18 protein-coding genes and 2 tRNA genes are annotated in these 20579 nt (G+C 56.4%); 13 read left to right on the top strand and 7 right to left on the bottom strand.

Going from position 1 to position 20579, the window contains the following annotated elements; all coding sequences use genetic code 11:
• Positions 1–68 precede the first annotated feature (68 nt).
• Positions 69–752, top strand: a complete 684-nt coding sequence (locus QV747_RS04140) for a response regulator transcription factor (protein ID WP_273429587.1) — start codon at positions 69–71, stop codon at positions 750–752.
• Entirely contained in the window at positions 749–2065 is a 1317-nt protein-coding gene (locus QV747_RS04135) for an ATP-binding protein (RefSeq protein WP_273429588.1), read from the top strand. Before QV747_RS04140 ends, QV747_RS04135 begins: the two co-directional genes overlap by 4 nt.
• 63 nt (positions 2066–2128) lie before the next feature.
• Here the strand turns inward: QV747_RS04135 and QV747_RS04130 are convergent.
• Positions 2129–2201 (bottom strand) — tRNA-Lys (locus tag QV747_RS04130).
• Between the two features lie 20 nt (positions 2202–2221).
• Positions 2222–2297 (bottom strand) — tRNA-Lys (locus tag QV747_RS04125).
• 179 nt (positions 2298–2476) lie between these two features.
• On the opposite strand from QV747_RS04125, the gene gloA reads away from it, so the two are divergent.
• The 4 genes from gloA to QV747_RS04105 all read left to right on the top strand — a co-directional run bounded on the left by gloA (position 2477) and on the right by QV747_RS04105 (position 8388).
• Complete coding sequence (gloA, locus tag QV747_RS04120; RefSeq protein ID WP_047396807.1) at positions 2477–2857, top strand: lactoylglutathione lyase; 381 nt, start codon at positions 2477–2479, stop codon at positions 2855–2857.
• A gap of 104 nt (positions 2858–2961) precedes the next feature.
• A complete protein-coding gene (locus QV747_RS04115) occupies positions 2962–4359 on the top strand; it encodes a sodium:proton antiporter (RefSeq protein ID WP_273429592.1) in 1398 nt (465 codons plus the stop codon).
• A 536-nt stretch (positions 4360–4895) separates the two neighbouring features.
• A complete protein-coding gene (locus QV747_RS04110; protein ID WP_308417286.1) occupies positions 4896–7433 on the top strand; it encodes a phosphoketolase family protein in 2538 nt (845 codons plus the stop codon).
• A gap of 184 nt (positions 7434–7617) precedes the next feature.
• Positions 7618–8388 (top strand): inositol monophosphatase family protein, encoded by a 771-nt coding sequence (locus tag QV747_RS04105; protein ID WP_028450450.1) that lies wholly within the window; start codon positions 7618–7620, stop codon positions 8386–8388.
• A 60-nt stretch (positions 8389–8448) separates the two neighbouring features.
• Here the strand turns inward: QV747_RS04105 and QV747_RS04100 are convergent, their stop codons facing one another.
• Both QV747_RS04100 and QV747_RS04095 read right to left on the bottom strand, forming a co-directional pair.
• Positions 8449–9282: a DUF1700 domain-containing protein gene (locus QV747_RS04100; RefSeq protein WP_273429595.1), complete on the bottom strand. Its 834-nt coding sequence runs from the start codon at positions 9280–9282 to the stop codon at positions 8449–8451.
• On the bottom strand, positions 9269–9613 hold the full coding sequence (locus tag QV747_RS04095) for a PadR family transcriptional regulator (RefSeq protein WP_047396805.1): 345 nt from the start codon (positions 9611–9613) through the stop codon (positions 9269–9271). Before QV747_RS04095 ends, QV747_RS04100 begins: the two co-directional genes overlap by 14 nt.
• A gap of 347 nt (positions 9614–9960) precedes the next feature.
• Here QV747_RS04095 and QV747_RS04090 point away from each other — a divergent pair, with 347 nt between their 5' ends.
• Both QV747_RS04090 and QV747_RS04085 read left to right on the top strand, forming a co-directional pair.
• Entirely contained in the window at positions 9961–12813 is a 2853-nt protein-coding gene (locus tag QV747_RS04090; RefSeq protein ID WP_081986707.1) for a PAS domain-containing methyl-accepting chemotaxis protein, read from the top strand.
• On the top strand, positions 12803–14281 hold the full coding sequence (locus QV747_RS04085) for a chemotaxis protein CheW (RefSeq protein ID WP_288791475.1): 1479 nt from the start codon (positions 12803–12805) through the stop codon (positions 14279–14281). The genes QV747_RS04090 and QV747_RS04085 overlap by 11 nt, the downstream gene beginning before the upstream one ends.
• Positions 14282–14335: 54 nt before the next feature.
• On the opposite strand, the gene QV747_RS04080 is transcribed toward QV747_RS04085, so the two are convergent.
• The gene (locus QV747_RS04080) at positions 14336–14545 is read right to left on the bottom strand and encodes a hypothetical protein (RefSeq protein WP_273429599.1); all 210 of its coding nucleotides are present in this window, start codon (positions 14543–14545) and stop codon (positions 14336–14338) included.
• A 73-nt stretch (positions 14546–14618) separates the two neighbouring features.
• On the opposite strand from QV747_RS04080, the gene QV747_RS04075 reads away from it, so the two are divergent.
• The 5 genes from QV747_RS04075 (at position 14619) to QV747_RS04055 (ending at position 18641) form a co-directional block, all read left to right on the top strand.
• The gene (locus tag QV747_RS04075; protein WP_273429601.1) at positions 14619–14960 is read left to right on the top strand and encodes a zinc ribbon domain-containing protein YjdM; all 342 of its coding nucleotides are present in this window, start codon (positions 14619–14621) and stop codon (positions 14958–14960) included.
• 60 nt (positions 14961–15020) lie between these two features.
• Entirely contained in the window at positions 15021–16922 is a 1902-nt protein-coding gene (locus QV747_RS04070) for a radical SAM protein (RefSeq protein WP_273429603.1), read from the top strand.
• Between the two features lie 158 nt (positions 16923–17080).
• Positions 17081–17695 carry a PleD family two-component system response regulator gene (locus QV747_RS04065; protein WP_288791474.1) on the top strand — a complete coding sequence of 205 codons (615 nt, stop codon included), beginning with the start codon at positions 17081–17083 and terminating at the stop codon, positions 17693–17695.
• Positions 17696–17707: 12 nt separating this feature from the next.
• The gene (locus tag QV747_RS04060) at positions 17708–18244 is read left to right on the top strand and encodes a hypothetical protein (protein WP_288791473.1); all 537 of its coding nucleotides are present in this window, start codon (positions 17708–17710) and stop codon (positions 18242–18244) included.
• Between the two features lie 169 nt (positions 18245–18413).
• The gene (locus tag QV747_RS04055) at positions 18414–18641 is read left to right on the top strand and encodes a hypothetical protein (protein WP_273429608.1); all 228 of its coding nucleotides are present in this window, start codon (positions 18414–18416) and stop codon (positions 18639–18641) included.
• A 90-nt stretch (positions 18642–18731) separates the two neighbouring features.
• Here the strand turns inward: QV747_RS04055 and QV747_RS04050 are convergent, their stop codons facing one another.
• Together QV747_RS04050 and QV747_RS04045 are read right to left on the bottom strand one after the other, a co-directional pair.
• Positions 18732–19823: an ATP-binding protein gene (locus QV747_RS04050; RefSeq protein WP_273429610.1), complete on the bottom strand. Its 1092-nt coding sequence runs from the start codon at positions 19821–19823 to the stop codon at positions 18732–18734.
• Complete coding sequence (locus QV747_RS04045; RefSeq protein WP_273429611.1) at positions 19823–20506, bottom strand: response regulator transcription factor; 684 nt, start codon at positions 20504–20506, stop codon at positions 19823–19825. Before QV747_RS04045 ends, QV747_RS04050 begins: the two co-directional genes overlap by 1 nt.
• Between the last annotated feature and the right edge of the window lie 73 nt (positions 20507–20579).

Raw genomic sequence — 20579 nt, 5'->3', positions numbered from 1 at the left:
TTGGATTTGTCGCCTGTCATCTGCCGGCGCTATAGTCGGCGCTATCTCAAGTACACCGTCATGCACATATGCCACATATTTTGCTGGTGGAAGATGATGCCGCGCTCGCCGCACTGATCGTCGATTACCTGCGCGCCAAAGGGTATCAGCTCAGCCATTTAAGCCGAGGCGACGAAGTCTTGCCCTGGCTGCGCCAGCAGCGCGCTGATCTGCTCTTGCTGGATTTGATGCTGCCGGGGCTGGATGGCTTTAGTGTTTGCCGGCTGGTGCGCGGCATCTCCAATCTGCCGGTGTTGATGCTCACCGCGCGCAACCAGCATCTGGATCAGATTGATGGCCTGGAAAGCGGGGCCGATGATTATGTAGTGAAGCCCGTCGAGCCGCGGGTGTTGCTGGCCCGCATTCAGGCGCTGTTGCGGCGGGCCCAGCCGGCTCCGCTGGCGGAGCTCACGCGCGGGCAATTGCATTTGCAGCGCAGCTGCCGCCGCGCCACGCTGGGTGGCCAGCCACTGGAGCTAACACACAGCGAGTTTGAATTACTCTGGCTGCTGGCCGAGCATGCCGGCCAGGCGGTGAGTCGCGATACCATGCTGCAATACCTGCGCGGGATTGAGTTTGATGGCCTAGATCGCTCTGCCGATGTGGTGGTGTCGCGCCTGCGGCGCAAACTGGGCGATCACCCCAAATCTCCGGAAAAAATTAAAACAGTCTGGTGTCAGGGCTATATGTTGTTGCCCGAGGTGTCGGCATGAGCGATCGGCTGTGGTGGCCTACTTTGCGCCAGCTCTTGCTGGCCGCGGCCGTGTTGGGGTTGGCGGCGCTCGTGGCCAGTGCGGTTTATGATCAGCTTTTGGCGGGGCGCGAGCAGCACTATGCCCGGCAAACCTACCAAGGCCCTTTGCGGCTGATTGCGCAGCAATTACTCGACCCTAGTAGCCCGCAAGCTTTGCCGCAGCGACTGAGCCACCTGCAGCACACGCTGGGCGAGGTAAAGTTGCAGCTGTTGCCCTTGGCCGATTTTCCCTCAGCTGAACAAAGCCGCTTGCGGCAAGGCGAATTGCTGTATCCGGCTGCGGGCTACGGGGTGGCAGATCAGGTGTATCAGCGTTTGGGGGATACGCCGTGGGTGATGCGCCTGCAAATGCCGCAAATCCCGCCGCTACTCGATTCTGTGCTGCTGGCTGGCTTGTGTTTTGTCTTGCTGGCTGGTGGCGGGCTGTATCTGGCGCTCATCCGGCCCTACTGGCGCGAGGTGCGAACTTTGCAGCGGGCTGTTGAGGCATTGGGGGATGGGGCATTGGCCACCCGCATCGAGGCGTTGCCGACGAGCTCTACCTTGTATCCGCTGGCGGCGCGGATGAATTTACTGGCCGCCAGAATCAGCGAATTACTCGCCGCCCAGCGCGATTTATTGCATGCGGTGGCGCATGAATTACGCACGCCGCTGGCGCGGATGTTCTTCCAGCTCGAGCAATTGCAGGTCGACCCGAGTGCTGCCAGCGCCGGGCTGGAGGCTAATATTCGGCAAATGCAGGCTTTATTGGAGCAGGTGTTGCACTATGCCAGTCTGGAAATGTATGAGCCCCACCAGCGTTGCGAATGGCTAGATTGCGCCATGCTGCGAGCTGCGGTGCAGGATTTTGCAGGTTTGCACGATGAATGGCCGGCAGATCTGACGCTATGGGCTGATCCGGCTTTGTTGCCGTACGCCTTGCGCAATCTGGTGGCCAATGCCCTGCGCCACGGTGCTGCACCGGTCTGGCTAACGAGCGCCGAGGATGCGCAATATGGCTATCTGATCGTCGAAGATGCCGGGCCCGGCGTGCCGGAGAGTGAGCGTGAACGCATTTTTACCCCGCTCGTGCGTTTAGGCGCCGGCGCCCCCAGCGAAGGCGCGGGCCTTGGTCTGGCGATTACACGCCGGATTGCCCGTTTGCATGGCGGTGATGTATGGGTAGAAGCAGGCGGGCGCGCCGGCGGTGCCAAATTCATCCTCGCACTGCCGCTGGGTGGCGAATCGGCAAGTTTGATTGAGCGCAGGCTAGCTCGGCTCATTGAGAGATGAGCGCTGACGCGCTGAAAAACAAAAAGCCTCAACCGAAGTTGAGGCTTTTTGCAGAATCTTGTGTGGGTCGGGTGGGATTCGAACCCACGACCAACGGATTAAAAGTCCGCTGCTCTACCGACTGAGCTACCGACCCAGAGGGATGTATGGAACGCTTGGTGGGTCGGGTGGGATTCGAACCCACGACCAACGGATTAAAAGTCCGCTGCTCTACCGACTGAGCTACCGACCCGTGTCGTTGCATACAGAAGCGCGAATTATAAGGATATTTAGCCGCCCGTCAACACTTTTGCGCGAATTTCTGTAAAAAAATTGCCGTATTGGTGCGGGCGCAACAGCGCGCTTCACGGTAAACTACTGCCACCATTGAGAAAATCGGCGTGGCCGCTTTTCGTTGAACGAGGAAAAAAGATGCGAATGTTACATACCATGCTGCGGGTCGGTGATCTGGAGCGCTCGATTGCGTTTTATACCGAGGTGCTGGGCATGCAGCTCTTGCGCCGGAAAGATTATCCGGAAGGGCGTTTTACGCTGGCGTTTGTCGGTTACGGTGATGAAGCCAGCCATACCGTGCTGGAACTCACACATAACTGGGATACCAGCAGCTACGAGCTGGGCACCGGTTATGGCCATATCGCGCTGGAAACCGACGATATTTATGCCACCTGTGAAGCGGTGCGCGCCAAAGGCGGCAAAGTCAGCCGTGAGCCCGGCCCGATGAAGCATGGCACAACCGTGATTGCTTTTGTCGAAGACCCGGATGGCTATAAAATCGAGTTTATCCAGCCCTGATTGGGGTAAGGAAAAGGTGTGCCTGTAGGGGTATGCCTAGCTAACCTAGAGCCGTATTGTGCTGCAGCATGATACGGCTCTATGGTATTTGGGAGAGAAGAAAAATGTGGAAGTTTGCTACTGCGCTATTGGCGCTGTGCCCAGCGCTGGCGCAGGCCGCGCAGATTGATGGGGCTGCCCTGTCATTGCCGTGGATGTTGCCGTTTGCCGGCTTATTATTATCGATTGCGCTGTGCCCGATTTTCTTGCCGAAATTCTGGCATCACCATTTTGGCAAGGTGGCGGCTTTCTGGGCGGCGGCTTTTGCGCTGCCTTATGCGCTGCTGGCGGGGTGGCCGGCAATGGGCGGGGTGCTGTGGCATGCCTTGCTGGAAGAATATATTCCGTTTTTGCTGTTGCTGTTTGCGCTGTATACCGTGTCGGGCGGGATTTTGGTGTGGGGCAATCTGCATGGCTCGGCCAAGCTCAATACCGGTATTTTGGCACTGGGCACGGTGCTGGCCTCGGTAATGGGCACGACGGGCGCGGCGATGCTGCTGATCCGCCCGCTACTAAAGGCCAACGATAACCGCCAGCATAATGTGCATGTGGTGGTGTTCTTTATCTTTTTGGTGGCCAATGTGGGCGGTGGCCTCACGCCGCTGGGCGATCCGCCACTGTTTCTGGGTTTTCTGAAAGGAGTGGATTTCATGTGGACGGTCGAGCATATGGCCGCGCCTGTGGCGTTCACTTCCGCCTTGCTGCTGGGCCTGTTTTACCTGCTGGATCGGCATTACTTCACCAAAGAAGGCGTACTGCCGGTGGATAAAACCCCAGATAGCGCGCTGAAAATCTATGGCAAGCGTAATTTCTGGCTGCTGGGCGCGATTGTGGGGTTGGTCTTGCTCTCAGGGATGTGGCGGCCAGGGCTGGGATGGTCGGTGTTTGGGGTGGAGTTGGCGCTGCAAGATCTGGTGCGTGATCTGGGCTTGCTGGCCGTGGCCTTGCTGTCGCTGAAAATCACACCGGCGCAAGTGCGGGCGGGCAATGACTTTAATTGGGGCCCAATGCAGGAAGTGGGCAAGCTGTTTGCCGGTATTTTTGTCGCCATGGCCCCGGCACTGGCGATTTTGAAGGCCGGCTCGGCCGGCGCCATGGCAGGTTTGGTGCAGCTGGTGAGCAACCCCGACGGTACGCCGCATGATGCGATGTATTTCTGGCTCACCGGGCTGTTGTCGGCATTTTTGGATAATGCCCCAACATATCTGGTGTTCTTCAATCTGGCGCACGGTGATGCCGCGCATATGATGGGCCCACTGGCCAGTACGCTAATGGCCATCTCCGCCGGTGCGGTGTTTATGGGTGCGATGAGTTATATCGGCAATGCGCCCAATTTCATGGTGAAAGCGGTGGCCGAAGATCGGGGCGTAAAAATGCCAAGCTTCTTTGGGTATATGGCTTGGTCGGTGAGCTGCCTGCTGCCGGTGTATATCTTGATGACACTGGTGTTCTTCCATTACTAAGTACCACATGCCACGCTAGCCGTGGCATGTGGTAAACCCATGCCCGCCATTGGCGGGCTCAGGCTGCTGACAAAGTGGCAGGGCCACATTCTTCAAGTCTCGGTAGAGCCGAGTCTAGGCAATATGGCTTTGAAACTGCAGCCTTGATGTTCTATTCCCACCCCTCCCGCCCCCTCCTTGAGGGGGGCCTCGCTTCGCGAGTGGGGTTTATCAGCAATCTAGCCCGCCATTGGCGGGCTTTTTTGTGTTTGGGCGGCAGGCGAGTCGGCTTACTTTTGTTGTGTGTCAGTATTGCGATTGATTTGTGTTAATAATCCGTTGAGTTTGCTTGTTATGGTCTTGTAATATGCTGATGGCACGCTCAGTAGGCGCTGCCCTGCGCGCTAGCGATAGCGTGCAGAACACGTGGTGCAGATGGAGGGAAAATCGGATTTTGTTGTTTGCGCGCGGCGAATAAGCCGCCCAGACGGTAACAAAATTACACGCAGAGCCCGGTTTTTTGCGTTGTATCAACGATTCGCAGCCCGCTAGGGTAGTTGCCAACGCAGTTTTTGATTTGTATCAGTAGCCGGCAGAACGGGCTACGTATACTGGCTCCATCGGGTAAGGAGATACAAAAGCTCCTCACTTCAGACACTCAACACAACCTAGAAAAGAGGTGTATCGTGGCTCAACAACCGTTATCTGCAGAATTGCTCGACAAAATGCATCGTTACTGGCAGGCAACCAACTACCTTTCAGTTGGTCAGATCTACCTGCTGGATAACCCATTGCTGAAAGAAAAGCTCGTACGTGAACACATCAAACCACGTCTGTTGGGTCACTGGGGTACTACACCAGGTCTGAACTTCATCTACGTGCACGCTAACCGTCTGATTAACGACCGCGACATCAACGCGATCTACATCACTGGCCCTGGCCATGGTGGCCCTGGTTTCGTAGCCAACACTTGGGTTGAAGGTTCTTACGAAGAGTTCTTCCCGAACATCGACCGCACCGAAGCCGGTATGCAGCGTCTGTTCAAACAGTTCTCTTTCCCACGTGGCATCCCATCACACGTAGCCCCAGAAACCCCAGGCTCAATGCACGAGGGTGGCGAGCTGGGTTACTCAGTATCTCACGCTTACGGCGCTGCGCTGGATAATCCAGATCAAGTTGTGTTCGCAGTGGTGGGCGATGGTGAAGCTGAAACTGGCCCATTGGCGGCTTCTTGGCACTCTACTAAATACATCCACCCGATCAATGACGGTTTCGTGCTGCCAATCTTGCACCTGAATGGTTACAAGATCGCCAACCCGACGCTGCTGGCGCGGATGGATAAAGAAGAAGTTACGGCCCTGTTTACCGGTTACGGTTACGAGCCGATCTTCGTTGAACTGAAAACTGAAACTTTCAACGAAAAACCAGAAAGCTTTAACGACATCCACCAAGAAATGGCTGCTGCCATGGACTTGTGTATGGACAAATTTGCCGCGATTCGCGCTAAAGCTAAAGAAGAACTGGCTGCCGGCAAAATGATCACTCGCCCACGTTGGCCAATGATCATCATGCGCACGCCAAAAGGCTGGACTGGCCCGAAAGAAATCAAAGGCAAGAAAGTCGAAGATTACTGGCGCAGCCACCAGGTGCCATTCTCTGATATCGATGGCGAAAACGTTCAAAACCTGGAAACTTGGCTGAAATCTTACCAAATCAATACCCTCTTCAATGAAGACGGTACTGTGAAAGAAGAGCTGGTAGCGATTGCACCAAAAGGTCAAAAACGGATCGGTAGCAACCCAGTTGTGCATGGCCAAGTGTCGAAAGACCTGAAAATGCCAGACTTCCGTAACTACGAAGTGAAGTTTGACAAACCAGGTACTGTGAATGCGGAAATGACCCGTGTAATGGGTAACTTCCTGGCTGACGTGATGAAAGAAAACGAAGCCGAGAAAAACTTCCGTATCTTCGGCCCAGATGAAACTGCATCGAATCGCTGGAACGCCACCATTGAGTACTCAGGTAAAAACTGGCTGGCTAACCACTTCGAAGTGGACGGTGTGAACAACAACGACAATCTGAAACAAGATGGTCGTGTGATGGAAATTCTGTCTGAGCACACTTGCCAAGGCTGGCTCGAAGCATACAACCTGACCGGTCGTCACGGCTTCTTCAGCTGCTACGAAGCGTTCATCCACGTGATCGATTCGATGTTTAACCAGCACGCGAAATGGCTGAAAACCACTCGCCACATCAACTGGCGTAAACCGATTCCGTCACTGAACTATCTGCTGACTTCACACGTATGGCGTCAAGACCACAACGGCTTCTCTCACCAAGATCCAGGCTTCATCGATCACGTGGTGAACAAAAAAGCTGAAGTGATCCGCGTTTACCTGCCAGCTGATGCCAACACCTTGCTGTCGGTAACTGACCATGTACTGCGCTCACGTCACTATGTGAACGTGGTCGTAGCCGGTAAACAGCCAGCACTGCAATACCTGACTATGGATCAAGCGATCAAACACGCGACCAAAGGTCTGGGTATTTGGGACTGGGCATCTAACGATGAAGGCGGCGAGCCAGATGTAGTAATGGCGTGTGCCGGTGAAATCCCGACCATGGAAGCGCTGGCTGCGACCGACATCCTGCGTCAACACTTCCCAGATCTGAAGATCCGCTTTGTGAACGTGTGTGACCTGATGACGCTGCAACCGAAAGAAGAGCACCCACACGGCCTGTCAGACCGCGAATTCGACGCGATCTTCACCACTGACAAGCCAGTGATGTTTGCCTTCCACGGTTACCCATGGCTGATCCACCGTCTGACTTATCGTCGCAACGGTCATAGCAACATCCACGCTCGTGGTTATATCGAAGAAGGTTCAACTTCTACGCCATTCGATATGGTAGTGGTGAATCAGCTGGACCGCTTCAACCTGGCTATCGACGTGATCGACCGTGTACCTAAACTGCAAAAAATCGGTGCCCATGTTCGCCAAAAACTGGTGGACAAACTGGTTGAGCACGAACAGTACATCTCTCAAGTGGGCGATGACATGCCAGAAGTTAAAAACTGGAAATGGCCTTACTAAGCCAGTGACCGGTGACCAGCGGTGCCCGCCGCCGCTGGGAAATACCCTAGCCCGCGCTGACGAAAGCAGCGCGGGTTTTTTACGTTTTTGGCATACAATGAGCCTTTGTTGTATTCGCTGATTGCCTGTGGAAAACCTGCCCGTGAAGTCTACCTCTGCCCAGCCCAGTGCAAGGCTGCAAGCCCTGATCCAGATCGCCCGCGAAGTCGCCGCCACCGAAGTGATGCCACGTTTTCGTAAAGTAGCGGCTGAGATCAAACACGATGGCAGCCTGTTTACCGAAGCCGATCTGGCCGCGCAAACCGCCTTGCAACGCCTGCTGCCGCAGTTGGTCGATTGCCCGGTATTGGGTGAGGAAATGAGTCAGGATCAGCAAGAAGCGCTGTGGGCGGCGCACGCCGACGGTTTGTGGATTGTCGATCCGATTGATGGCACCAGTAATTTCGCCCATGGCTTACCGTATTTTGCCGTCTCGATTGCGCTGTTTCAGCAGCAGCGCCCGGTGTTGGCGGTGGTGTATCTGCCGGTACTGGATGAGTGCTTCGCCGCCGAAGCGGGCGCTGGCGCCTGGCTAAATGATGATCGGCTGCCGCTAGTGCAAGACGACAAGCCACTGAAGCAAGCCATGGCTTCCATCGAAACCAAATGGCTGTCGGGCCATCTGGCCACGCGGGTGGTGACGGTAAACCCCTATCACAGCCACCGCAATTTTGGCGCCTCCACCATCGACTGGTGCTGGCTGGCCGCTGGCCGCACCGATGTCATGCTGCATGGCGCACAAAAACTCTGGGATTACGCGGCCGGGGTGTTGATCTTGCTGGAAGCCGGCGGTGAAGTTGGCTGCCTATTTCATGACAGCTACTGGGAAGAAAATCCTTGGCACCGCAGTGCCATTGCCGCCCGTACGCCAAGCCTGTTTAGCGGCTGGTCAGCGTGGGTGCACAAAAATAAATAGGGTATATGTCTGCAGCCTTTTTAAATCAATGGCTTTGGCTATATACCCTGTATTCAAGATTTAGACTGCTGATTGATGCGTTTGTCCGCTGACCAACTCGGCTTGCCAGCGTAGCCAGCGCCCGGTGCCACGCCAGATGGCGCGCAAAATCAATCCACCGACCACCACACCAAAGCCACCCAACAGCAGCAGACCCAAGCCGGTGGCCAGCAGCGCGCCCGGCGTTGGCCCCATCCAGCCGCCAATATTCAGCACGTTTTCTCCATCGCTGGCGCGAATCTGCTGCACCGTGCCGCTGGCGTCACGGCGAATATGCAGCTCATCGTCGCCATCGGTGGCCTGAATAATCACCTGGCCATCGCTTTGTCGCTGAATATGCACCGATTCACCGGCCGGGCCGCTGGCCCAGATTTCACCCGCTTGCCGGCCCGCCCATGGCCAGCCGGTTTCATCCTGCGCCACCGTGGCCCAGCTGTGGTTAAGGCTGGGCCAGCCAAACACGGTTTGCGTGGCCCAAGTGCCGGTGAGTAGTAAACCGGCGAATGTAATCCCCAGTGCGCCCAGCCATAAACTCGATAACACCGTGAGCATTAGCAAATACGGCAGCGCCAGCAGCACATTAATGATCCCAAGGCCTCCCAGCGCCACCAGCGCCCCCCACAGATTGCGCGGGGATTTATGTGCTTCCCAGCTTTGCAGGCGTCGTTCGGCCAATAACTCGCGCGCCAGCCGCGCCGGATCGCCCAGCGCCGCGGCAATCTCCACCTCGCTGCGGCCATCGGCCAGCCCATCGGCAAAATAAGCGCGGTAATCGGCCAAAATTTCAGCCCGCTCGCCTGCGGGCAAGGCCTGCAAAGCGGCTTCCAGCTGATTCAGAAACTCAGTTTGTTGCATGATCCACTCCTTGCGGTGCAGCATGAGCTTGCAGCACCTGATTGATTTCACTCACAAAACTTGCCCATTCCTGCTGCATTTGCGCCAGCGCGGTTTGCCCTGCCGGGGTGAGCCGGTAGTACTTGCGGGCCGGGCCGCTGCTGGATTCGGTGAGATAAGTGCTCACCCAGGCATCGGCCTGCAGGCGGCGCATCAGCGGATAAATCGTGCCCTCGCTGATTTCCATGCTGGCCGATAACCGGCTCACCAGCTCATACACATAGCTATCTTGCTGCGCCAGCACCGCCAACACGCACATCTCTAATGTGCCTTTGCGTAATTGCGTTTTCATGCGTCCTCGCTGTAGGGCGGATGAGGTAGGCATCATCCGGCGATATATTTAGAGTAAAACAAGCTACTTTGTAATGCAAGGTATCGATGAATAAAAATTACCCGCAGTGGGAGGCGATAGCGGCTAAGTAGCTGGTGTAACTGCCTACTTCGTATGATTTTTTGCTTAGGTATATCTATATGAACAAGGATTATATTGCTCTACAAGCAATTACTTAGGTGGGGTATTGGGGGCTTGGCGCCGTGTTTGGCTAAGTTTGTTTTGTCGCAAAACTGGGCGTGTATGCAGTGCAGCAATTTTGGCACGCTGATTTATAGTGAATCAGACACCCCGTTGAGGAACTCGCCATGCTGTTAAATCAAACTCACGAAGCCATCCTGCAGCAACTTGAAAATCAGGCCAATCAACAGCAATACGCGATCGAGCTGGCCGAGCTTTTGGTGGCGCTCAATCGCAATCAGGCGATTATCGAATTTGACCTAGATGGGGTGATTCTGGATGCCAACCCGGTGTTTCTGAACCTGCTGGGGTATGAACTGGACGATCTGGTGGGCAAGCACCACAGTATGTTTTGTTATCCGCGCTTTGTTGAAAGCGATGATTACAAAGAATTCTGGGCCAAGCTCCACAAAGGCGAATACCACCAAAGTGAATTTGTGCGCCTCACTAAAGAGGGCGTTCCTGTATGGTTGCAGGCCACCTATACACCGGTGAAAGATAAAGCCGGCAAGCCTTATAAGGTCATCAAGCTCGCCAATGACATCACCGCCACCAAAACCAAATCGGCGGAAGACGATGCCAAAATTCAGGCCATTTACAACTCGCAAGCCGTCATCGAATTCACCCCGCAGGGCGATGTGCTGGCGGCCAATCCGATCTTTCTTGCCACCATGGGCTACAGTTTGCCGGCGGTGATGGGGCAAAACCACCGGATATTCTGTTTGCCAGAGTACGCCGAGAGCGAGGAATACCAGACCTTTTGGAATAATTTGCAAGCCGGCATGGCCCAGCGCGGGGAGTACCGCCGGGTGCACCACAAAGGCCACTCGGTCTGGCTACAGGCCACCTACACCCCGGTGCAGGGGCCGGATGGCGCGGTGGTAAAAATCGTGAAATTCGCCACCGACATCACCCCAGCCAAGCAAAAATCAATGGAAGACGATGGCAAAGTGGCGGCCATCAGTCGCTCGCAAGGGGTGGTGGAATTCGATCTGGGCGGGCATGTGTTGCATGCCAATCAGAATTTTCTGCAGATCATGGGTTACACGCTGGATGAGGTGCTGCAACAGCATCACAGCCTATTTGTCGAGCATGAAGAAGTGCAAAGCGCCGCCTATCGCACCTTCTGGCAACGCTTGGGCAAAGGGCAATTCGAGACCGGCGAATATCAGCGCTTTGGCAAAGCCGGGCGCCGGGTCTGGCTGCAGGCCAGTTACAACCCGATTTTTGATATTGATGGTCATGTCGTGAAAGTGGTGAAATTTTGCACCAATATCACCGAGCGTAAATCGGCGGCGCAAGAAGTCACTGCGCGGATCGAGGCCATTTCACTGAGTAATTGCACGGCAGAACTAGACCGTGATGGCGTCATCACCGCCTGCAACGAGAATATGCTGAAAGTGCTTGGGCATTCGCAGCGAGAAGTGGTGGGCAAAACCGAACGTGAATTCATGTTTGCCGAGGATATTGAATCCCCACGCTATCAGGAAAGCTGGCGTAGTCTGCGCGAGGGGCGCGCGGTGAGCGTGGAATTTCGTTTGCAGGCGCTGGGCGGGCGTGAAGTCTGGCTCACCGGCAGTATGAGCCCGATCATGGCCTTGGATGGCAGCCTGCAAAAGGTACTTTTGATCACCAGCGATATCACGGCCACCAAACTGCAGCAGCTGGATGCCGAGGGCAAAATCAGCGCCATTGATCGTGCGGATGCGATTATTGAATTCGATTTAAGCGGGCGTGTGCTCACCGCCAACCAGAACTTCCTGCAGCTGATGAATTATCAGCTCGATGAAATTCGGGGCCATCACCATCGCATGTTTGTTGATCCGCAGCACGCGGCCAGTGCGGAATACCAAGCTTTTTGGGAGCGACTGGAGCGCGGTGAGTATGAGGCCGGTGAATACAAGCGCATTGGTAAGGGGGGCAAGGAAGTCTGGCTGCAGGCCAGCTACAACCCCATCTTTAATCCGCTCGGTAAGCCGGTGAAGGTGGTGAAGTTTGCCAGTGATATCACCACGGCCAAGCTGGAAAACGCCGAGTACAAAGCCAAAGTCGATGCGATCAGCCGTGGGCAAGCAGTGGTGGAGTTTGATCTGGATGGCAATGTGCTCACTGCCAATCGAAATTTCCTCGCCACCATGGGCTATACCCTGCGGGAAATTCAGGGGCATCACCATTCGGTATTTTGTGCACCTGAATATGTGCAGAGCAAAGAATATCGCGAATTCTGGTTGGATCTGAACGAAGGCAAGATCAAGTCCGGGCGTTTTCAGCGGGTGGGTAAATTTGGCCGCGACGTGTGGATTCAGGCTACCTATAACCCGATTCTTGATTTGAATGGCCAGGTCGCCAAAATCGTTAAATATGCCTTCGATATCACCGATGAAGTGCAGCTAGAGCTACAAATCGCCAGTAAAACCAAAGAGATGGCGATGCAATTGCAGCAGCTACTTGGTGGAATTAGCGGGGTGGCCGAGAATTCAGCCACCGCCTCGATGTTGGCCCAAGAATCGGCGCATTCGGCCGAGGCCGGCTTTGAATCGGTGCAAAAATCAATTGAAGCCATCGACCGCATCCAGCACAGCTCGCACAAAGTGGGTGAGATCGTGCGCGTGATTGGCGAGATTGCCAATCAAACCAATCTGCTGGCTTTTAATGCCGCGATTGAGGCCGCGCGCGCTGGGCAATATGGCGTCGGTTTTTCAGTGGTGGCGGCCGAGGTGCGTAAGCTGGCCGAGCGCAGCTCGGAAGCAGCGAAAGAAATTACGCAGCTGATCGAGCAATCGAATCAACAAGTCGATCAGGGGGCGCAAGTGAGCCGAGTGGCGGCCAGCCACTTTGAAGGCATTATGCAAAGCGTGCACAGCAGCAGCAGCAGCGCGGGCGAGATTGCCAAAGCCGCCGAGCAACAACAGCAAATGGCCACCGTGGTGGCGCGGCTGATCGACGAGCTGCAGCGCAGTGTGAAATACCATGAACAATGAGCTGGAACGGGTATTCGGCGTTTTTCTGCTGAATGAGATGCAGCTGGCTTTGCCCTTGCAAGCTTTGCGCGAGGTGACGCCTTGTCTTGGTTTGCGTGAATACCCCTCAGCTGCCCGCGGGATTATCGGTGCAATCGATCTGCGTGGCGCTTTAATCCCGGTGCTGGATTTGCGCCGCGTGCTCGGCCTGAGCACGCCCGAGTTGCCCGCGCAAAGCGTGGTGATCATGGCGCACGAAGGCCAGTTGATCGGCCTTTTGGCGCATGGCGTACAAGGAGTGTTTCAACCCGAGGGGCGTGATTTTCAGCCGGTTAGTGCACAAACAGGCCAGCTGCATTTGCTGGCCGGTAGTTTTCAGCGGCGGGATGTCGAGGCTTTGGTGAGCGTGCTCGATCCGGCGGCCTTGAGCCGTCTGCCGGATTTACCGATGGTGTTGCCCGCTGAAACGGCCGCAGGGGGGGGCGAGGGCCGCGCGGCCGAGCTGAGCTATGTCATGCTGATGCGCTGCGGCGGTGTACCTCTGGCCATGCCCTCCGATGCGGTGTTTACCACCATACTCACGCCGAATATCGACCGCGATTCGGCGCTCGCGAGCGGGTTTTGCCTTGGCGTGCTGGAGCACGCGGGCAGCAGTATTCCGGCCGTGGATTTGTATCGCATGCTGGGGCTGAATAGCCAATTGCGCCACGCCAATCAGCAGGCCTTTCTGGTGCAGTTTCCGGCTGGGCTGGTGGCTTTTCTGGTGGATGAGATCAACGATGTGGTGCCGACCTATGATCTCTCGCTCGCGCCGATTCCCGCACATTCATTTGCGCAGCAGCGCTATTTGGCCGGCGTGCTCGATAGCCGGCAGTTACCCGAGCACAATACCTCGGCGCAAACCCGCGCGCTGGGTTATTACCTGATGCTGGATGTGGCGGCATTGCAGGCCGCTGCCGATCTGCAGGGGCTGGGCCGGATGAATATGCGCAGCGAAGGTGAAATCGGGCTGGCGGGTAGCCGCCAACAGCGCCCCACCTGCCAGATGCTCACTTATGATTTATGCGCCGAAGTCGGTACCCCGATCGAGCAGATTGTGGAGATTTTGCCCTGGCAGCATCAGGAGCAAATGATGGGTGGCGGCGATTACGCCGGCGGCTTGGTGGTGCACCGCGGGCGAGCGATTGCGACTTACTCGCTCGCGCAGGTGCTGGGCCTAGAGCCACCCACGCTCACCCCAACAGCCAGTGTGCTGGTGGTGGAATGCGGCGATACACTGATCGGCTTTGGCGTAGCGCGGCTGATGAGTATTGATGAAGCCGAGTGGCCGCCGCAAGATGGGCATGCGTTTGATAGTGGCCATCAGCGTTTGCACGCGAACCCGCAGGCGCAAAACTGGAAAAGCGTGATGGCCGGGCAAGGCAGCCAAACGCGCTTGCTGAGCGTGCTGGATTTGCGTGAGCTGGCCGAGCAGTTGATGGCGCGCTAGTGGGGTATGACTCTGTAGTCATTAATAGATAAGGCCTGAAAGGCAATACCCTGCTTATTTCTTTTTTCGCTGTAACTGTTGCAGTGCCTGTTTATCGAGATGGCGCTGTGCCGCGGCGGCGCGGCCATCTTGTTTGCGCTGGCTCAGCCAATCATTGAGTGCAGTGCGGCGCGCCTCGTTGATCAGCTCATCTTCATGGTGGCCGGCTTCCTGATGATCGCGTTTCAGGCGTTTGGCGTCTTGCTTGGCGGAATTGATGCCCATCGCTTAGCTCCTGAGGTTGTGTCGGCTCGGGGTATAATGTGGCGAACTCTTTATTATTGTACAAGGAATCAGCATGTCTGCTTTGCCCCCCTGTCCAGCCTGTGGCTCGGCGTTTACGTATGAAGATGGCAGCCTGCTGATTTGCCCAGAGTGCGCCCACGAGTGGAATGCGGCCGATACCGCCGCCAGCGTTGAAGTCGCGAAAGTCTGGAAAGACGCCAACGGCAATGTGCTGCAAGATGGCGATTCGGTCACCGTGATCAAAGACCTGAAGATCAAAGGCTCGTCCTCGGTGGTGAAAGTGGGCACCAAGGTGAAAAACATTCGCCTGATCGAAGGTGACCACGATATCGATTGCAAAATCGACGGCTTTGGCGCGATGCAGCTCAAATCCGAATTTGTGAAAAAGGCCTAATGGCCGCGCTGTGGCAACAATCCCGCCGCCAGCTGGCGGCGTTTTTACTGGTGTTTCCTGATGTCTGAACTTCGCATTCTTTCGCTGATTCCGCCGATGACGCAGCTCAATACGCCGTACCCATCCACGGCGTATATCACCGGCTTTTTGCGAGCGAATCAAGAAATCGCAGTGCAGGAAGATCTCGCGCTGGCGCTGGTGCTCAGGCTGTTTTCCCGCGCGGGGCTTAGCGAGATTCGGCGTGAATGCGAAAAGCTACCGCGCAAGCAGCGTAGCCTGGCCGTACAGCATTTCTTGCTCAATTTCAGCCATTACGACAGCACCATTGACCCAGTGATGGCCTTTTTGCAGGGGCGTGACAATACGCTGGCGCACCGGATTGCCAACCGCACCTATCTACCCGAAGGCGCGCGCTTTGCCGCGCTGGAAAGCTATGTGGATGATGGCTCGGGTGATCCGCTCAATTGGGCCTTTGGTGCGCTGGGCAGCTACGACCGCGCGCGGCATTTGGCCACTTTGTATCTGAATGATCTGGCTGATGTGGTGCGCGAAGCGATTGATCCGCGCTTTGAGTTTGTGCGCTATGCCGAATCACTGGCGATGTCGCAGCCCAGCTTTGCGCCGCTGGCCGCGGCGCTGGCGGCCCCCGTCAATCTGGTTGACCAGACTTTGCAGGCGCTGACCTTGGCCGCGCTGGCGCGGCATCAGCCGACGCTGGTGCTGCTATCGGTGCCTTTTCCCGGCGCAGTGTACGCAGCTTTCCGGATTGCGCAAACAATCCGTCAGCACGCCCCGCAGGTGAAAATCGCCCTGGGTGGCGGCTTTGTGAATACCGAGCTGCGCGAGCTGGCCGAGCCAGCCGTGTTTGATTTCTTTGATTTTGTTACGCTGGATGATGGCGAGCGCCCTTTGCTGGCCTTGCTGGCGTATTTGCGTGGCGAGCGCAGCGCGCAGCGCTTGGTGCGCACCTTTATCCGCAATGCGGCCGGCAAGGTGGAATACATCAATTGGCCCGAGCCGGATGTGCCCTTTAGCGAAGTCGGCACGCCCACCTGGGATGGCCTGCCGATTCACCAGTATTTGTCGCTGCTGGATATGCTCAACCCCATGCACCGGCTATGGAGCGATGGGCGCTGGAATAAACTCACCATCGCGCATGGCTGTTACTGGAAAAAGTGCAGCTTTTGCGATGTTACGCTCGACTATATTTCCCGCTACGAAACCACCACTGCCGAAATGCTGGTGGATCGTATCGAGGCCATCATCGCCGAAACTGGGCAAACCGGCTTTCATTTCGTGGATGAAGCAGCGCCGCCCAAAATGCTCAAAGCGCTGGCCGAAGAGCTGTTGCGGCGCAATGTCACGATTTCGTGGTGGGGTAATATCCGCTTTGAAAAATCCTTTACCCCGGAGCTATGCCAGCTCTTGGCCGATAGCGGCTGCATTGCCATTTCGGGCGGGCTGGAAGTGGCCTCGGATCGCCTGCTGAAATTAATGAAGAAAGGCGTCTCGGTCGATCAGGTGGCGCGCGTGACCTATGGTTTTGCGCAGGCCGGGATTCTGGTGCATGCCTATTTGATGTACGGGTTTCCGACCCAAACGGTGCAAGACACCGTGGATGCGCTGGAATATGTACGCCAGCTGTTTGCCGCCGGCTGTATTCAGTCGGGCTTCTTTCATCGCTTTGCCTGTACCGTGCATTCGCCAGTGGGGCAAAACCCGGAAGAGTACGGCGTTGAGCTGGTGCCGCTGCCCAAAGTTACTTTCGCCAAAAACGATGTGGGCTTTATCGATCGCACCCCGATTGATCACGATCTGATGGGGCGTGGCCTGAATAAAGCGCTGTACAACTATATGCATGGCAATCTGCTGGATGAAGACGTGCGCAGCTGGTTCGAAATCCGCGTGCCGCGCCCGACTGTGCCCAAACATTTTATCGCCAAGGCGCTGAATCAATACTAGGGGTATTGCTTGCAAGCCAATGGGTGGAAAAGCCTAGAGGGGTATACCTCTAGGCTTTTTGCATCTAAAGCCCTTGGTGCCATCGCATTGCAACATCGACCTATCCTTCGCCTAAGCATGGTCTAGGCTGAAAGCACTGATTCAACAAGGGGCGCAGCATGGATTTGTTTCTGGAGCAGAGTGGCGCGGCAGAGTCATTGCCGCTGGTGCTGGTGGTGGATGATGATCGGCTAATCTTGCAGCTGGTGCAGGAATACCTCAGCAGCGAATATCGGGTGCTCACCGCTAAGCATGGTCAGCTGGCTTTGGCGGTGTTGGAGCAAGAGCCGGTCGCGGCGGTGCTCACCGACATCAAAATGCCGATCCTCGATGGCCTCAGCCTCTGTCAGGCCATGCGCGCCGATCCACGCTGGCAGGCGATTCCGGTGATGATGATGTCCGGCAGCGAATATCTGGATGAGCTACTGCAAGTGTACGACGTGGGTGGGCAAAGCTTTATTACCAAACCGCTGGACCCCAAGCTGCTGAAAACCCAGCTCGCGCATATGCTGCAGCAATCCACCGATCGGGCGCTGATGCAGTCGCAGCTGCAATTTGCCACTCAAACTGCCTTTACCGCCATGAGTAGCGTCGGCGAAACCGGTGCACTGCTGCAGGCGCTGAAAGCCTTTAATAGTGCCCGCACTCCGCAGGCTTTGTGCCGGCAAATTATCGAGGCGATTCGCGGCTTTGAGCTTGAAGCCGTCGTGGGGGTGATGGATCGGCAGCAATAGTATGCCCTGAATATGCATGGCCCGGCCAGCCAGCTGGAAACCGCGATTTTGCAGCGGATGTCTTCGATGGAGCGGGTAGTGCAATTTAGCAACCGGCTTTCCATCCATTTTCAGCAGGTGCGGCTCATCATCAATAACCTGCCCACCGAAGATACCGAGCGCTGCGGCCGCTTGCGCGACAATCTGGCCATCCTGATTGAAGCTGCCGATACCAGCTTGAAAGCCATCGACATCACCCAAACCGCCTTGCGCCGCCAAGAAACAGTCCTGCGCTCGATTCAATCGCTGACCGCCGCGCTAGATAGCCTCGATCAGCAACAGCGCTTATCGAATCAAAACCGCGGTATCAGTTTTAGTAACGGCATGATGCAGCTGGAACGTGCCTTTGCCGGGCTAGGCCTAAGCGATGCACAAGAGGCGGTGCTACTGAATATCGTGCGCGATACCTGGGAGCAAATCGCCACCAGCTATAGCGATGAAAGTGGGCTGCAAAATCGCTTAAGCGGCATCATTCAGCATTTGCAGGAATCACTACAGCAGGCGGAATAAAACCTCGTAATCGAGGGCTTACGTAGTGATCCAAGCAGTATGCGCCGTAGCGCCGTTGGTCACCTGGGTAAAAATGACAATAAAATGTAGTTGAGTTACGTAGTAAATGCGCATAATATACATGCATCAACTACACAAACAGTCGTCACCGACTACCCAGGAGCCCATCATGTTAATGCTGATCTCATCACTGATCGAACGATTTTCCGGCGTGGCACACGAGCTGCCAGTGAATGCTCGCGTTAACCTCGCCGGCCGCTTTACCGCCGAACGCTACGATGGCCGTGTGCTGAAAATCGAAGGCGATCGCGCACGGGTCTGCTGGCCTAAAGGCGAAAAAACCTACGAATACCTGAATGATCTGGTGCGCATCGACGAAGACGTGGTGCTGCACTAAGCGATGAAAAAAGCCCTGCGCTGCAGGGCTTTTTTAATGGGTATTGCGTTAAAAGCATTGTTGAATAATGGCTTCAGCCTAATACCTAGGCTACGTATCTAGCTCGCTCGCCGTTGCCGCGGCCGGCAAGCGAATATGCACAATCAAACCCGTGATGGCGGCATTCTCGGCCCAGATTTGCCCGCCATGAGCGGTCACCACCCGCTCGGCAATCGCGAGCCCCAGGCCAAAGCCGCTAGTCTGGCCAGCTTCGGCGCGGTAAAACGGTGCAAAAATTTGCGCTAGCTGAGTGGGCGTGACGCCCGGGCCTTGATCGCTAATGCTGAGCTGATAGCCGCTGGCTACCGCCTGCAGATTCACCTGAATCACGCTTTCCGGGGGGCTATAGCGAATGGCATTGCGCAAAATATTTTCCGCCGCCCGGCGTAGCAACTCCGGATCACCCAACACCCCCGCAGCCCCGCTGCTATGCCACTCGATCATCTGCGCCTTGGCCTGGGCTTCAAAGCGGGCGTCTTCAATCAATTCGCTCAGTAGCTGCTGCCAATCCAGCCATTGCCGTGGCTCGCTCACGCGTGCTTCCAATCGCGATAAGGTGAGCAATTCCCCCAGTAATTGATTCATGCGCTGGGCTTCCCGCTCGATGCGCGGCAGTGCGTCGGCCTGCCGCGCTGGATTTTGTTGCGCCAGCCCGATGGCCAGCTGTAGCCGCGCGAGCGGCGAGCGTAGCTCGTGCGATACATCGTGCAGCAAGCGGCGCTGGCCGCTGAGCAGGGCTTGTAGTTGCTCGGCCATCTGGTCGTAATCGCGTGCCAGATCGGCCAATTCATCATTTCGCCGTGCTAGTGGCGCGCCAATGCGCAAGTTCAGCTCGCCAGCGGCGGCATTGGCAAAGGCTTCGCGCAGGGCGCGAATCGGCTTGGCCACATAGCGCGCGAGCAGCGCCGCCGACAGCAGGCTGGTGAGTACGCCGCCGATCATGGCTTCCAGCGGCACCCGATGCGGTGGCCTCGCTGGCGGTGGTGGAGGCTGGGGGTGATCGCTGCCATTATGGGCGGCGGGTGGCGGCGGGTGTCGCCAGTCGGCTGGCGCGCGCAGCCAGAAAGTGAGGCCCACCGCAAAAATGGTGATCAGCTGAGCCAGAAATAAAAAGCCGAAAAACTTCCAAAATAGCCGCCCCATTAGGCCTCCCGCAGCAGCTGATAGCCCTGCCGGTACACGGTCTGGATGCAGGAGCGGCCATCGGGTAACAGCCCCAGTTTTTGCCGGATGCTGCTGAGGTGCACATCAATGCTGCGATCAAAACGCGCCAGCGGTCGGCCCAAGCCCAATTGCGAGAGCTGCTCTTTGCTCACCGGCCGGCCGGCTTGCTGAGCAAGCACTTCCAGCAAGCTGTATTCGGTGCTGGTGAGCGCCAGTGGCTGGCCCGCCCAGCTAGCTCGGCGTTCGCCCGGCCAGATTTCCAGCTGGCCGATTTTGAGCACAGCTGGGTTGGCGGTTTGCTGGCTACGGCGCAAAATCGCCCGAATGCGGGCGGTGATTTCGCGGGCTGAGCTGGGCTTGGGCACATAATCATCCGCGCCAAGCTCGAGGCCAATAATCCGGTCGGCGTCGTCGCCCATCGCGGTGAGTAAGATCACCGGCAGATTACTCAGGCTGCGAATTTTGCGTAGCGTCTCGATGCCGTTGAGCTGCGGCATCATGATATCCAACACGGCAATTGCATACTCGCCCGATAGCGCGGCCTGCGCGCCACTGAGGCCATCATGGGCCACGCCCACGCGAAAACCCTCTTGCTGCAAATATTCGCGCAGCAGGCTGACTAGCTCGACATCATCATCCACTAATAACACGGCGGCTGGCATGGTGTTCCCCTTGTTTGTGCTCAGGATAGCGGATTTATGCGCGGCCTTTGCCGACCTTTACGGCTTTTTACAT

The sequence above is a fragment of the uncultured Chitinibacter sp. genome (assembly GCF_945957625.1).
Taxonomy (GTDB): Bacteria; Pseudomonadota; Gammaproteobacteria; order Burkholderiales; family Chitinibacteraceae; genus Chitinibacter; species Chitinibacter tainanensis.
Note: the sequence above shows the minus strand (reverse complement) of the source record. Positions and strands in the feature narration are given on the sequence as shown.